This window comes from Cupriavidus taiwanensis LMG 19424, assembly GCF_000069785.1.
In the GTDB taxonomy this organism is placed as follows: domain Bacteria; phylum Pseudomonadota; class Gammaproteobacteria; order Burkholderiales; family Burkholderiaceae; genus Cupriavidus; species Cupriavidus taiwanensis.
In genome coordinates this window covers 3,169,534-3,183,025 of sequence record NC_010528.1, presented here as the reverse complement: position 1 = coordinate 3,183,025, position 13,492 = coordinate 3,169,534, and the positions used below count along the sequence as shown (strand labels likewise).

The window sequence follows — 13,492 nt, the reverse complement described above, 5'->3', positions numbered from 1 at the left end:
GGCACGATGCCATCACCACCTAGCACCGCGCTGTGCTCCACCGAGCTCCACGCAGGTTCGGCTATAGTCACCCGATGGATGCAAACTCCTCCCGCATGCGCCCAAAACCGGACAGCCTGCTCGACGATGAGCTCACTCCCGCGGCACAAGCCGAGGCACGCCATCGCGCCGGGCGGAACAGCACGCTGGTCAGCGTAGCGGTCAATATCGGCCTGACCGCCGTGCAGGCTGTCGCGGGCGTGATCTCCGGATCGCAGGCGCTGATCGCCGACGCCGCCCATTCGCTGTCTGACCTGCTTTCGGACTTCGTCGTGCTGGCCGCCGCCTGGCAAAGCCGCAAGGATCCGGATGCCGATCACCAGTACGGCCACCTGCGCTTCGAGACCGGCGCCTCGCTGGCGCTGGGCGTGCTGCTGCTGACGGTGGGGGTGGGCATGCTATGGGCGGCGCTGGGCAAGCTCCAGTCCGCGGGCGGCGCGCAGCCGGTGCAGCCGGTGGCACTGTGGGTGGCGCTGGCGACGCTGGCGTCCAAAGAACTGCTGTTCCGCTACATGCTGGCCGTGGCGCGGCGGGTGCGGTCGAGCATGCTGGTGGCCAACGCCTGGCATGCGCGCTCGGATGCGGCGTCGTCGCTGGTGGTGGCGCTCGGCATCGGCGGCAACCTGATGGGCTACCACATCCTCGACCCGGTCGCGGCGATCGTGGTCGGGCTGATGGTGGCGCGCATGGGACTGCGCTTCGGCTGGGACGCGCTCAACGACCTGATGGACCGCGCCGCCGACGACGAGACCGTCAGCGCCATCCGCGCCACCATGCTGGCGACGCCCGGCGTGCTTGGCCTGCACGACCTGCGTACGCGGAAGATGGGCGACCAGGTGCTGGTCGACGTACATCTGGAGATCGACGCCACCCTGACCGTCGCGCAGGGCCATGCCATAGCGGTCGAGGCGCGGCGCCGCACGCTGGAGCACCATCATGTGCTGAATGTGATGACGCACGTCGACCCGGTATACGTGGGCGCCCGCACTGCCGATGGTTGAGCCGGCGGCTGTGGACAGCTTTGCCCGAGCCTGGGGATAACCCGCCGGACAAGCTGTGTCGCGCCTGGGGACGCGCTGTGGGACGTATACGGACAACTACCGGGGGCGCGCGGCAGATGTATACCCTGTGGCCGTCTTGTCCCGGCAAATCAGGGTTATCCCGGAGCCGTTATCTTTGCTGCAAGTCACTGAGCCAGAAGGGAAAAGGTGACTTATCCACGGCCCGGAGCCCGGTTTACCTACTACTACTATGTTTACATACGTAAACAATATAAAGACGACAGCCAGGACCTTTGCGCGCGACGGTGGTGTCTGGTCGACAGGGTCTGGCTGCCATGTATACGCCGAGGCCCGTATACAGGCTAGCGCGGCACCTTGAACGCCTTGCGCGCAGCCAGCACGTGCGCGCGCGTGGCGCAGCCCTCCTGGTGGTCGTTGACCAGGCCCATGGCCTGCATCAGCGCATACATCGTGGTGGGGCCGACGAAACGCCAGCCGCGCTTCTTCAGGTCTTTGGACAGCGCGGTGGATTCGGGCGAAGTGGCCATGGTACGCAGCACCTCGGGCGTCAGCACCTTGGGCCGGCTGGCCGGATCGGGCTCGAAGCGCCAGAAGTAGGCCGCCAGCGAGGACTCGGTTTCCAGCAGTTCGCGGGCGCGTTGGGCGTTGTTGATCGCGGCCTCGATCTTGCCGCGATGGCGCACGATGCCGGCATCGCCCAGCAGGCGCGCGATATCGCGCTCGGTGAAGCGCGCCACTTTCTCGATGTCGAAATTGGCAAAAGCCTTGCGGAAGGCGTCGCGCTTGCGCAGGATGGTCAGCCAGCTGAGGCCGGACTGGAACCCTTCCAGGCACAGCTTCTCGAACAGCCGGCGGTCGTCGGCCACCGGAAAGCCCCACTCGGTGTCGTGGTAGTGGCAATAGTCCTCCAGCGTGCCGCACCAGCCGCAGCGCACCGGCGCGGCCAGCGCTTCCTTGTTGCTCGTCATGCGTACCTTTCCAGTATTGAATGAATAGGGCGCCGCTCGGGCTCTCGCCGGCCGGCGCGTTTGCTGCGATCATGCCCGCACCTGAGAGATTGCGGAAGGCTGAAAATGGACATGCGATTGACCACCCTGGACGAGGACGGATGGGAGCTCGACGACGCCGAGCCCATCGCCGTCGCCCACCCTGACACTTTCTGGATGCCGCCGCGCGCGGAACGCGACGCGCTTGCCGCGGGCCAGCAGGTCAAGCTGATCTTCCGCATCCTGGTCGCGGACGAGGACGGCAACGAGGAAGTGCACGTCGAGCGGATGTGGGTCAATGTCACGGGGCGCGAAGGGGCGCTTTATACCGGCGAACTCGACAACCAGCCCTATTGCACCGACGAGATGAATCCCGGCATGCCGCTGTGTTTCGAGGCGCGGCATGTGATCCATATCTATCGGGAGGGCGACGAGGACGCTTGAGCGGGCCACCGGGGGGCAACAAAAAAGCCAGCCTCGCGGCTGGCTTTGCTTCTTGCACGGGCGCGCGGCGCGCTCAGGCCAGCTTCCTGCCGGTCCGGTCGTGCATGAACACCAGCGCGACAAAGCTCACCGCGGCGGCGGCGATCACGTAGTAGGCCGGCGCCAGCTTGTTGTGGGTCGACTCGATCAGCCACGTCACGATCAGCGGGGCAAAGCCGCCGAAGATGGTGACGGCGAAGTTATAGGCCAGCGACAGGCCGGTGGAGCGCACTTCGGTCGGGAACTGCTCGGCAAGCACCGCGGGCGCGGGGCCGGTAAAGGCCGCCAGCAGGATGCCCAGCACGATCTGCACCTGCAGCAGCGTCTGCGTGGTCGGCGTCACGTTGAGCCAGTGGAACAGCGGATAGGCGAGCACGCCGATCAGCAACGCCACCACGCCCAACATGCGCTTGCGGCCGACGCGGTCCGACAGCATGCCCATCAGCGGGCACAGCACAAGGATGATGGCGCCGCACAGCGCGGTCGACTGGAAGGTCGCGCCCAGCGGCAGGCCCAGCTGCTGCTTGGCGTACGACGGCATATAGAACACCAGCACGTAGGTGCAGACGGTCCACAGGATGGTCACACCCAGGCCGGCCAGCACTTCGCGGGGGTGGTCGCGCAGCACCTGCGACAGCGGCGAGAACTTCACCTTCGCGGCCTGGCGGGCGGCCTGGCGCGCCTCGAATTCCGGCGGCTCGTGCAGGTGCGAGCGGATATACATGCCCACCGGCCCGATCAGCAGGCCGAACAGGAACGGGATGCGCCAGCCCCAGGCGTCGATCTGTTCCGGCGACAGGCCGTTGGTAACCAGCGCCCCCATGGCGGCGCCGAGCATGAACGAGATGCCCTGGCTGGCCTGCTGCCAGCTGGCATAGGCGCCGCGCTCGGCATCGGGCGCGTGCTCGATCAGGAAGGCGGTGGCGCCGCCCACTTCACCGCCGGCGGAAAAGCCCTGGATCAGGCGCGCGACCACGATCAGCGCCGGGGCCCACAGGCCGATCTGGTCGTAGGTCGGGGCCAGCCCGATGATGGCCGTGCCCAGCGCCATCAGCAGGATGGTCAGCGTCAGCGCCGCCTTGCGGCCGACGCGGTCGGCATAGACGCCCAGCACGATGGCGCCGACCGGGCGCATGAAAAAGCCCACGCCAAAGGTGGCGACGGTGAGCAGGAACGAGGTCAGGTCATTGCCGGTGGGGAAGAACAGCTTGGCAATGATGACAGCGAAGAAGCTGTAGACGGTGAAATCGAACCACTCCAGGCCATTGCCGATGGTAGCGGCGATGATTGCCTTGCGTCGGGTGGCGTTGGTCAGTTCCGGAACGGGGACGGTAGTCGCGGTCATGAAGCGTTGGTCATGCGGGGAAACCGCCATATTAAGCGATTCCTTAATCGCAGGCCTGCGCGCCGTCGCGCGCGCGACTTCAGCCGGGCAGTGCGGGCTCAGTGGCGCGGGATTCCGGCTTTGGCGGCTTCGCGGGAACAGCCTCGGCGGACACCGCGGGGGCAGGGCGGCGTCGCGTGAGCCACAGCAGCAGGGCGCTGGTCACCCAGCCGGCCACGAACACCGTGTCCCCGGCCCCGTTCAGCCAGGCGGGTGCGGCCGGCGTGCCGGTCACGGACAGCAGCAGGCCGGCCGGCAGCCGCGCCAGGATCCACAGCGCCACAGCGGGCATGCTGCCGTAGACCCCCGGCTGCCACCAGTGACCGGGGATGGGGTTATGCCGTCCGGCGCGGCGCGGATTGCGCGATGCCACCTCAGTCTCCTGCCATCCGCGCGGGAAAAGCGCCGTGGCGTTGTGGGTTGCGGAAGTCCCCGCGGAGCGTGTGTATGGCGGGCTTCCGGTTGCAGCATAAGCCTCTCGCAACACCCGCGGTGCGGGCTCGGCGCGACTTGTGTGGGCCGCGCCACGGAGAGCCCCGCGGTTCAATTTTTTTGCATGACGTGTCCGCAAACGGCGTCCGCGAGCGCCGCCGTTCTTTGCCAAACTGGAAGCCAGTACACAAACCGTTTGAAGGCGGTATTGCCATGCTTCCCTCGCTCTATATCTCCCACGGCTCGCCGATGCTGGCCATCGATCCCGGCCCCACCGGCGCCGCGTTCGAGGCGCTCGGCGCCCGGCTGCGCGCGCAGCGCCCGCGCGCGGTCTTGGTGATTTCGGCGCACTGGATCTACAGCACGCTGGCCGTCACCAGCCGCGAGCGCCAGGAGGCCTGGCACGACTTCGGCGGCTTCCCGCGCGAGCTGTACGCGCTGCGCTATGACGTGCCGGGTTCGCCGGAACTGGCGGCGCGGGTCAAGGTGCTGGTCGAGTCGGCGGCGATTCCGGGCGCGGGCTTTGTCGGCCACGACGACGAGCGCCCGCTGGACCACGGCGCCTGGATGCCGATGCGGCACTTCTTTCCCGATGCCGACGTGCCGGTGGTGCAGCTGGCGCTGAACCCTTACCTGCCGCCCGCGACGCAGATCGCGATCGGGCGCGCGCTGGCGCCGCTGCGTGACGAAGGCGTGCTGGTGCTGGCCTCCGGCAGCTTCACGCACAACCTGCAGGAAGTGTTTGGCGGCGGTCGCCGCGAACAGCACGGTCCGGCAGCCGAGCCCTATGTCGAGGCGTTCCGCAAGTGGATGGCCGAAGCGCTGGACCAGGCCCTGGCCACCGGCGACATCGGCCAGATTGCCGACTACCGTGCCCAGGCGCCGTATGCCCGCCGGGCGCACCCGACCGACGAGCACCTGCTGCCGTTCTATGTGGCGCTGGGCGCGGCGCTCGGCCCGGAGGGCGCGCATGCAGCGCTGCCGGGGCCGGCGACGGTGTCCCGGGTCGCCGACGAGGTCACCTATGGCGTGCTGGCGATGGACAGCTTCGTGTTCGAGGGCATGGGCGCCGGAGCACCGCTGCGCGCCGCGGCCTGAAGGTCTGAAGGTCTGAAGGTCTGAGGGTCTGAGGGTCTGAAGGTCTGAAGGTCTGAAGGTCTGGAGGCTTACCGGCCCGACGGCGCGCGCGGCGGCAGGTAGCACCGCGCCGAGCGCGCGCCCGCCAGCGCGATCCAGCCCATGGTCAGCGCCACCAGCGCCAGGCCGGCGCGCAGGCTGGCCAGATGCGCCACGCCGCCGATCAGCACCGGCCCCAGCAGCAGCCCCACATAGGCGAAGCGGGCCACGCGCGCAATCGCTTCGGCCGGCGCCACGCCCGGCAGCCGGGACGCGGCGACAAAGAAGATCGGCACCATATTGGCCGCGCCCAGCCCCATCAAGGCAAAGCCCGCCAGCGCGGCCAGCGGCAGCGGCACGGCCAGCGCCAGCGCAATGCCGGCAAAGCCCAGCCACGCGCTGCCGGTCAGCGTGGCGCTGTCGCCCAGGCGCGCGCGCAGGCGGTCGCCGCCGAAGCGCCCGCACGCCATGCCGCCCGAGAACGCGGCATAGCCCAGGCTGACCCAGCCGTCGGGCGCCCGTGCCACGTCGCGCATATAGACGCTGGTCCAGTCGTACATCGCGCCTTCGCCAATCAGCCCGAGAAACGCCAGCAGCCCCAGCAGCCATAGCGCCCGCACCGCATGGTCGCAATGATGTGGCGCGGATGGCGGCACCGGATGGTCGGCCAGCAGGCCCGGCAGCGTGGCCAATGCCACCGCCGCAGTCACGCCGGCCATCAGGGCCGCATGCGCCAGCGGCGGCACGTCCAGCGCCAGCATCAGGCCGCCAAAGCCCGCGCCCGCCATCCCGCCCAGGCTGAACATGCCGTGCAGCGACGACATCACCGGGCGCGCGCGGCTGGCCTCAACGGTCGCGGCCTGCGCGTTCATGGCGACATCGAACGCCGCATTGGCCATGCCGAAGGCCAGCAGCGCAGGCAGCAGCAGCCAGAACGACGGCATCGCCAGAATGGCGACGGTAGCCAGCGCGAACAGCAGCCCGCCGGCCATCGAGGCGCGCGCGCTGCCGGCGCGCGCCACCCAGCGCCCGACCGGGCCCATTGCCATGATGGCGCCGCCGGCCACCGCCAGCATCGCCAGCGACAGCATCGCGTCGGACAGGCCGAAGCGCGCCTTGATGGTGGGGATGTGCACGCCCCAGGTGGCGAAGGTGGCGCCGTTGACGAAGAACAGCGCCATGGTGCCGCGCGTGGCGCGCGCGACCTGGCCGGCAGGCAGCGCGGCGGCGGACGCGGGGGATCCGCTCATGGGCGGCCCGCCTCCACGCGCAGCAGCCCGCGCCGGTGCAGCGCGTAGCCGAACGCCAGCAGCGCGGCCAGCGCCAGTGCCAGCATCACCCACAGCATCAGCCAGTAGCCCCCGGCCGCGCGCCACAGCAGCGCGCCCAGCCACGGCGCCGCCGCTTGCATCAGCAGCACCGGCGTCATCATCAGCCCGTTGAGCGTGGCGTAGTGGTGGCGCGAGATCAGTTCCGGCATGGCCATCGCGCGCAGCATGGTGTTGACGCCGTTGGCGCAGCCGTACAGTACGGCCGCTACCATCAGCCACGCGCCATGCCCCAGCGCAAAGCAGAGCAGCCCCGCACTCATCAGCGCATACACCGGCAGCGACAGCCGCACCGGGTGGCGCACGCCCGCGCGCATCATCAGCATGCGCCCCGCCACCTGGGCCGGCCCGATCAGCGCCGCGACCGCCAGTTGCTGCGCCACCGGCATGCCTTTCTCGGTCAGCATCGGGATCAGGTGCGCGCCCAGCAGCGACGCCACCACCGCGGTCGCGGTAAAGGCGAGCACCACCGCCCAGAACACCGGCTGGCGCAGCGTGGCGCGGGCAATGTCGTGGCCGCCGGCGACGCCCTCGGCGGCACCCGTCCCGGTGCCGGTGTAGGAGGGATGCAGCGCGTAGCGCATGCGCGCATGCAGCGGCGCGCAGACCAGCAGGTTCAGCAGGGCAAAGCCGACCAGGGTCGGGCGCCAGCCGACATGCAGCACCAGCCATTGCGCCAGTGGCACGAAAATCGTGCTGGCAAAGCCGGCCATCAGCGTGACCGCGACGATCGGCTTCTGGTACTGGTCGCCATAGGCCTGGCGCAGCACCACGAAGGCGGGCTCGTACAGCGTGGTCGCCATGGCCAGGCCGAGCGGCACCCACATCAGCAGGAACACGGACTGCGACGGCGTCCACGCCCACAGCAGCAGGCCCAGCCCGGCCAGCACCGAGCCCGCGCCCATCACCTTGCGCGCCGGCGCGCGGTCCAGCAGCCGGCCGACCGCGAACGAGCACAGCGCCCACACCAGCAGCCCCAGCGAATAGCCGCCCGCCAGGAAAGGCTTGGACCAGCCCAGGCTGCGGATCATGGGATCGATGAAGACGGTGAAGGCGAAGAACAGCGTGCCCCAGGAGATGGTCTCGGTCAGGCCGAGGATCCACACCAGCCGGCGCGGCGGCGTGGCGGGCTGCGCGGGCCCGGTGCGGGCCGCGCTGGCATCCTGGCGGTGGTCGGCAGCGTCCGTGCCGGGGCTGGCTTCAAGTGTGGTCATGGCGGGCCCGGCGGGGGAGGGCCGCCACGGATGCGGCGCGCCTGGGGCCAGTCAGAAATTGTAGCGATCCTGCGCGCGCCGCGCCGGACGCCACGCGCGTTACTGTGCGGTCACCGGCGTGGGCGGCCCCTTGAGCTCGACCACGTTGCCGTCGGGGTCCTGCACATACAGCGAGGGACCCTTGCCTTCGGCGCCGAAGCGCTGCGCCACGTCGCCCGCATCGAGGCCATGCCGCGCCAGGTGCGCGCGCAGCGCGTCGGCGTCGAACGGGTCGATGCGCAGGCAGAAATGATCGAGGTTGCGGCCTTCCTCGCCCGGCCCGGCGCCGCCCGCGCGGCCCAGCGGACCGTCGAGCGCGACCAGGTCGATCAGGGCGGCACCCGCGCGCAACTGGGTCAGGCCCAGGTCGGCCTGCTCGCGCTCGACACTGCAGCCCAGCACGTCGACATAGAAGCGCCGCAGCGTGGCCACATCGGCGCTGCGCAACACCAGGTGGTCGAGGCCGAGGATGCGGAACACGGGGTCAGTGGTGCAGTCCGTCATAGTCGATGACCTTCAGGCTGTCGAGGTCGACATTGTCCAGGCAACGCACGTTGACCGCGGCCATCGGCTTGCCGTCCTTGTCCTGGCCATCCGCGTACGGGCCGCAGCCGCACACCGGGCAAAAGCGGTGCGCGATCTTCATGGTGTTGAAGCGGTAGGTGGAGGCGTTGTTCTCGGGCGTCTCCAGCTTGAAGGTCGCGCGCGGCACGAACCACAGCAGATGGCCGCGCCGGCGGCAGATCGAGCAGTTGCAGCGGATCACGCTGGGGATGCTGTCGGCCTCGACCGCGAAGGCGATGTTGCCGCAATGGCAGCTTCCGTTGAAGGTCATGTCTGTCTCCTTGCGACTGGGTCCGTTCGCCCCGGCATCTCAGCAACGCTGCTGCGCCGCAATATGCCGGCACATTGTTTGGTTTTTGACAGTGTAGTCCGGTCACGGGTGCCACAATGCCTGCACCCACAAAAGGAGACCCGCATGAGCGACACCCACACGCCCGCACGCGCCACCTTCAGCCATATGGAACATGGCACCCGCGAAGACTGGGCCGCCATCTCCGCCGAGTTCATGCCGTTCGCACGCGCGCTGCCTGACCGCGTGCTGGCGCACCTGCGCCTGCTCGATGGCGATTGCGGCGGCTTTCCGGTGGACCGGCTCACGCATTCCTTGCAGACCGCGACGCTCGCCCACCGCGACGGGCGGGACGAGGAGTACGTGGTCTGCGCGCTGCTGCACGATATCGGCGATACGCTGGGCAGCTTCAACCATCCCGATATCGCCGCCGCCATCCTCAAGCCTTTCGTCAGCGCCGAGAACCTGTGGATGGTGGAAAAGCACGGCGTGTTCCAGGGCTACTATTTCTTCCATCATCTCGGCCTCGATCGCAACCTGCGCGAGCAATACCGCAGCCAGCCGGAGCTGTTCGAGCGCACCGCTGAGTTCTGCCGCAAGTACGATGCCGCCGCCTTCATGACCGACTACGACACGCTGCCGCTGTCGTTTTTCGAGCCGATGGTGCGAAGGGTGCTGTCGCAGCCGAAGCACTCGATGTATGTGAAGCCCGGGGAAACGACGCTGGCGCAGGCGTAAGCCGACGACTGACCCGAACCGATTGCGTTTGCTCTCCCCTCATGGGGAGAGGGCAGGTACCACTCAAGGATTCAATACCACTGTCATTCCCGCGAAGGCAGGAATCCAGCGTCTTTAAAGTCCCCCTGCGGGGGACAGAAAGCCACTGGGTCCCCGCCTTCGCGGGGACGACAGCCGACGGTTCCTGGGGCAAGTCGGCATGGGCCACATGCGGCAATCTCTCCCGCAAGCGGGAGAGGGGAAGAAGCCGCCTCAAGCCGCCCGCTGCGCCGTCTCCGGATGCCGGAACTGCTCCAGCAGTTTCGCCCAGCGTACCCGCACCGCCTTCAGGTTGTTTTCCTTCACGTGGCCAAAGCCGCGGATATCCTCTGGCAGGTTGGCCAGCGCCACCGCGGTGTCGTGGTTGGCAGCATTCAGGCCCGCCACCAGCTCATCCAGCAAGGCACGGTATTCGCCGATCAGCGCGCGCTCGGTGCGGCGCTCTTCGGTCTTGCCGAAGATGTCGAAGATGCCGCCGCGCAGCCCCTTCATCTTCGCCAGCACGCGGAACAGCTTCATCGTCGACGGGCCGAACTTGCGCTTGACCAGGTGTCCCTTGTCGTCGCGCTTTGCGTTCAGCGGCGGTGCCAGCCAGAAGTTGAGCTGGTAGTCACGCCCGGGCTCGCCCTCGAACTGCGCGCGCAGCTTGTCCAGGAAGGCCGGGTCCGTATAGAGCCGCGCCACTTCGTACTCGTCCTTGTACGCCATCAGCTTGGCCAGGTTGCGCGCCGCCGCCTCGGTCAGCGGCAGGGCCTTGCCGCTGCCCAGCAGCGTGCTCTCGGCCGCGCGCACGCGCTCGATCGCTTCGCGGTAGCGGCTGGCATACGCCGCGTCCTGGTACGCCGTCAGGTGTTCCACGCGGCGCGCGATCAGCTTGTCGAGCAGGGCGCCGGTCGATGCCGGCAGCTTGACCACGGCCGCGCCTTCGGCGGTGCTCCTGAGCTTGCCGCTCAGCGACAGCACGTGCTCCGGGTCGTGCGCCATATGGCGGCCCCAGTCGAACGCGGCCTTGTTCTTTTCCACCGCCACCCCGTTCAGCTCGATGGCGCGCTCCAGCGCCTGCAGCGTCAGCGGGATCCAGCCCTTCTGCCAGGCGTAGCCCAGCACCAGCGGGTTGGTGTAGATGGCGTCGCCCAGCAGCGCCACGGCCAGGCCCGAGGCATTGATGAAGTCGCACTTCTCGCCCACCGCATTGCGCACGTCCTGCTCGGCCGACAGGCCTGGGAACTGCCACTTCGGGTTCTTGATGAAGTCGGCGGTCGGGGTTTGCGCGGTGTTGACCACGGCGCGGGTGCGGCCGGCCTGGGTCTTGGAGATGACCTCGTCGGAGGCCGACACGATGGCGTCGCAGCCGATCACCAGGTCGGCCTCACCCATGGCGATACGGGTGGCATGCAGGTCGTCGGGGCGCGCGGCCAGCTGCACGTGCGACAGCACTGCGCCGCCTTTCTGCGCCAGCCCGGCCATGTCGAGCACGGTGACGCCCTTGTTTTCCAGGTGCGCGGCCATGCCCAGCAGGCCGCCGATCGTCACCACGCCGGTGCCGCCGACGCCGGTGACCAGGATGCCATAGGCACGGCGGATCGCCGGCAGCTGCGGCTCAGGCAGCGGCGGCAGGCTGTCCATCGACACGCCATGCTGCTCGGGCTTGCGCACCTGCGCCCCCTCGGCGGTGACAAAGCTGGGGCAGAAGCCGTTCACGCACGAGAAATCCTTGTTGCACGACGACTGGTTGATCTGCCGCTTGGTGCCGAACTCGGTTTCCAGCGGTTCCACCGACAGGCAGTTGGACTTGACCGAGCAATCGCCGCAGCCCTCGCACACCGCATCGTTGATAAAGGCGCGGCGCGGCGGGTCTTCCATCGTGCCGCGCTTGCGGCGGCGGCGCTTTTCCGTGGCGCAGGTCTGGTCGTAGATCACGATGGTGCAGCCCGGCACCTCGCGCAGCTCGCGCTGCACGCGGTCGAGCTGGTCGCGGTGATGAATATCGATGCCCTGGGGCAGCTTGATCGCCGCGTTGTACTTCTCCGGCTGGTCGGTCACGATGACGATCTGCTTCGCGCCCTCGCTGTGCACCTGCCAGGCGATGTCCTGCACCGACAGCTGGCCGTCGACCGGCTGGCCGCCGGTCATCGCCACCGCGTCGTTGTACAGGATCTTGTAGGTGATGTTGACACCCGCGGCGATCGACGCGCGGATCGCCAGCAGGCCCGAATGGAAGTAGGTGCCGTCGCCCAGGTTGGCGAACACATGCTTGTCGCCGGCAAACGGCGCCTGGCCGATCCACGCCACGCCTTCGCCGCCCATCTGGCTGAAGGTGCTGGTGCTGCGGTCCATCCACACCGTCATGTAATGGCAGCCGATGCCGGCCAGCGCGCGCGAGCCCTCGGGCACGTTGGTCGAGGTGTTGTGCGGGCAGCCCGAGCAGAACCACGGCTTGCGCTCGGCCTTCTGCTGTCCGACCACGCGCGGCGTGGCCAATGCCTTTTCTTTCGCCTCGATGATGGCCAGGCGCGCGGTGATGCGCGCGCGCACGTCCACCGGCAGGTCGAACTTGTCCAGGCGCGTGGCGATGGCCTTTGCGATGATCGCCGGCGACAGCTCGTAGTGCGCCGGCAGCAGCCAGTGGCCCTGCGGGATCGACCATTCGCCGCCGGCGTTGTCCTTCTCGTCGAACTTGCCGTAGACCTTGGGGCGGACATCGTCGCGCCAGTTGTACAGCTCTTCCTTGAGCGCGTACTCCATGATCTGGCGCTTCTCTTCGACCACCAGGATTTCCTGCAGCCCTTCGGCAAAGGCGCGCGCGCCATGGGCTTCGAGCGGCCACACGCAGCCCACCTTGTACAGCCGGATGCCGATCTGCGCGCAGGTGGCGTCGTCCAGGCCCAGGTCGGCCAGCGCCTGGCGCGTGTCGAGGTAGGCCTTGCCGCCGGTCATGATGCCGAAGCGTGCGTGCGGCGAGTCGATCTCGATGCGGTCCAGCTTGTTGGCGCGCACATAGGCCAGGCCGGCGTACCACTTGTAGTCGAGCAGCCGCGCTTCCTGCTCCAGCGGCGGATCGGGCCAGCGGATATTCAGGCCGCCCGGCGGCATGATGAAGTCACCCGGCAGCGCGATCTCCACGCGGTGCGGGTCCAGCTCGACCGAGGCCGACGATTCGACCACATCGGTCACGCACTTCATCGCCACCCATAGGCCCGAGTAGCGGCTCATGGCCCAGCCGTGCAGGCCGTAGTCGAGGTACTCCTGCACGTTGGACGGATACAGCACCGGCAGGCCGCAGGCCTTGAAGATGTGCTCGGACTGGTGCGCCAGCGTCGAGGACTTGGCCGAGTGGTCGTCGCCGGCCAGCACCAGCACGCCGCCGTGCGGGGACGAGCCGGCGGAGTTGGCGTGCTTGAACACGTCGCCGGTGCGGTCCACGCCCGGCCCCTTGCCGTACCACATGCCGAAGACCCCGTCGAACTTCGCATCGGGGTACATGTTGACCTGCTGCGAGCCCCACACCGCGGTCGCGGCGAGGTCTTCGTTCAGCCCGGCCTGGAACACGATGTTGTGCGCGGCCAGGTGCTTCTTGGCCTTCCACAGCGACTGGTCGAGCGCGCCCAGCGGCGAGCCGCGGTAGCCGGAGATAAAGCCGGCGGTGTTCAGCCCGGCGGCGCGGTCGCGTTCCTGCTGCAGCATCGGCAGGCGCACCAGCGCCTGGGTGCCGCTGATATAGATGCGGCCGCGTTCGAGCGTGTATTTGTCTTCGAGGGAAACGTTGGCGAGCGCCTGGCGGATGGCGTCGCTGACCGGCGAGGTCAGGGGGGCATTCAT

The 13,492-nt window shown here is 68.5% G+C and carries 12 protein-coding genes; 4 read left to right on the top strand and 8 right to left on the bottom strand.

Annotated elements, in window-relative coordinates; translation table 11 throughout:
* Positions 1–95 precede the first annotated feature (95 nt).
* Complete coding sequence (locus tag RALTA_RS14715) at positions 96–1,040, top strand: cation diffusion facilitator family transporter (RefSeq protein WP_012354198.1); 945 nt, start codon at positions 96–98, stop codon at positions 1,038–1,040.
* Between the two features lie 362 nt (positions 1,041–1,402).
* On the opposite strand, the gene RALTA_RS14710 is transcribed toward RALTA_RS14715, so the two are convergent.
* Complete coding sequence (locus RALTA_RS14710) at positions 1,403–2,029, bottom strand: DNA-3-methyladenine glycosylase I (protein WP_012354197.1); 627 nt, start codon at positions 2,027–2,029, stop codon at positions 1,403–1,405.
* 105 nt (positions 2,030–2,134) lie between these two features.
* Here RALTA_RS14710 and RALTA_RS14705 point away from each other — a divergent pair, with 105 nt between their 5' ends.
* A complete protein-coding gene (locus RALTA_RS14705; RefSeq protein WP_025586021.1) occupies positions 2,135–2,491 on the top strand; it encodes a DUF2314 domain-containing protein in 357 nt (118 codons plus the stop codon).
* Positions 2,492–2,564: 73 nt separating this feature from the next.
* Here RALTA_RS14705 and RALTA_RS14700 read toward each other — a convergent pair whose 3' ends face one another.
* Together RALTA_RS14700 and RALTA_RS14695 are read right to left on the bottom strand one after the other, a co-directional pair.
* Complete coding sequence (locus RALTA_RS14700) at positions 2,565–3,875, bottom strand: MFS transporter (RefSeq protein ID WP_025586020.1); 1,311 nt, start codon at positions 3,873–3,875, stop codon at positions 2,565–2,567.
* A gap of 79 nt (positions 3,876–3,954) precedes the next feature.
* Positions 3,955–4,287 (bottom strand): hypothetical protein, encoded by a 333-nt coding sequence (locus RALTA_RS14695; protein ID WP_012354194.1) that lies wholly within the window; start codon positions 4,285–4,287, stop codon positions 3,955–3,957.
* A 272-nt stretch (positions 4,288–4,559) separates the two neighbouring features.
* Between RALTA_RS14695 and RALTA_RS14690 the strand changes: the two genes are divergently transcribed.
* The gene (locus RALTA_RS14690) at positions 4,560–5,444 is read left to right on the top strand and encodes a DODA-type extradiol aromatic ring-opening family dioxygenase (RefSeq protein WP_012354193.1); all 885 of its coding nucleotides are present in this window, start codon (positions 4,560–4,562) and stop codon (positions 5,442–5,444) included.
* A 68-nt stretch (positions 5,445–5,512) separates the two neighbouring features.
* Here RALTA_RS14690 and RALTA_RS14685 read toward each other — a convergent pair whose 3' ends face one another.
* From RALTA_RS14685 to RALTA_RS14670, 4 genes are all read right to left on the bottom strand, one after another.
* On the bottom strand, positions 5,513–6,712 hold the full coding sequence (locus RALTA_RS14685) for an MFS transporter (RefSeq protein ID WP_012354192.1): 1,200 nt from the start codon (positions 6,710–6,712) through the stop codon (positions 5,513–5,515).
* Positions 6,709–8,004, bottom strand: coding sequence for an MFS transporter (locus RALTA_RS14680; protein ID WP_012354191.1), 1,296 nt, complete (start codon positions 8,002–8,004; stop codon positions 6,709–6,711). Before RALTA_RS14680 ends, RALTA_RS14685 begins: the two co-directional genes overlap by 4 nt.
* Before the next feature lie 99 nt (positions 8,005–8,103).
* Positions 8,104–8,523, bottom strand: coding sequence for a VOC family protein (locus RALTA_RS14675; RefSeq protein ID WP_012354190.1), 420 nt, complete (start codon positions 8,521–8,523; stop codon positions 8,104–8,106).
* 4 nt (positions 8,524–8,527) lie between these two features.
* On the bottom strand, positions 8,528–8,878 hold the full coding sequence (locus tag RALTA_RS14670; RefSeq protein WP_012354189.1) for a GFA family protein: 351 nt from the start codon (positions 8,876–8,878) through the stop codon (positions 8,528–8,530).
* 144 nt (positions 8,879–9,022) lie between these two features.
* On the opposite strand from RALTA_RS14670, the gene RALTA_RS14665 reads away from it, so the two are divergent.
* A complete protein-coding gene (locus tag RALTA_RS14665; protein WP_012354188.1) occupies positions 9,023–9,634 on the top strand; it encodes an HD domain-containing protein in 612 nt (203 codons plus the stop codon).
* 252 nt (positions 9,635–9,886) lie between these two features.
* Here the strand turns inward: RALTA_RS14665 and RALTA_RS14660 are convergent, their stop codons facing one another.
* Positions 9,887–13,492: an indolepyruvate ferredoxin oxidoreductase family protein gene (locus RALTA_RS14660; RefSeq protein WP_012354187.1), complete on the bottom strand. Its 3,606-nt coding sequence runs from the start codon at positions 13,490–13,492 to the stop codon at positions 9,887–9,889.

Excerpts from the sequence above, each read along its gene's own strand:
- RALTA_RS14710 (WP_012354197.1), bottom strand. The coding sequence starts at position 2,029 with ATGACGAGCAACAAGGAAGCGCTGGCCGCGCCGGTGCGCTGCGGCTGG.
- RALTA_RS14685 (WP_012354192.1), bottom strand. The coding sequence starts at position 6,712 with ATGAGCGGATCCCCCGCGTCCGCCGCCGCGCTGCCTGCCGGCCAGGTC.
- RALTA_RS14680 (WP_012354191.1), bottom strand. The coding sequence starts at position 8,004 with ATGACCACACTTGAAGCCAGCCCCGGCACGGACGCTGCCGACCACCGC.
- RALTA_RS14660 (WP_012354187.1), bottom strand. The coding sequence starts at position 13,492 with ATGAATGCCCCCCTGACCTCGCCGGTCAGCGACGCCATCCGCCAGGCG.
- RALTA_RS14700 (WP_025586020.1), bottom strand. The coding sequence starts at position 3,875 with ATGACCGCGACTACCGTCCCCGTTCCGGAACTGACCAACGCCACCCGA.
- RALTA_RS14670 (WP_012354189.1), bottom strand. The coding sequence starts at position 8,878 with ATGACCTTCAACGGAAGCTGCCATTGCGGCAACATCGCCTTCGCGGTC.
- RALTA_RS14690 (WP_012354193.1), top strand. The coding sequence starts at position 4,560 with ATGCTTCCCTCGCTCTATATCTCCCACGGCTCGCCGATGCTGGCCATC.
- RALTA_RS14705 (WP_025586021.1), top strand. The coding sequence starts at position 2,135 with ATGGACATGCGATTGACCACCCTGGACGAGGACGGATGGGAGCTCGAC.
- RALTA_RS14665 (WP_012354188.1), top strand. The coding sequence starts at position 9,023 with ATGAGCGACACCCACACGCCCGCACGCGCCACCTTCAGCCATATGGAA.
- RALTA_RS14715 (WP_012354198.1), top strand. The coding sequence starts at position 96 with ATGCGCCCAAAACCGGACAGCCTGCTCGACGATGAGCTCACTCCCGCG.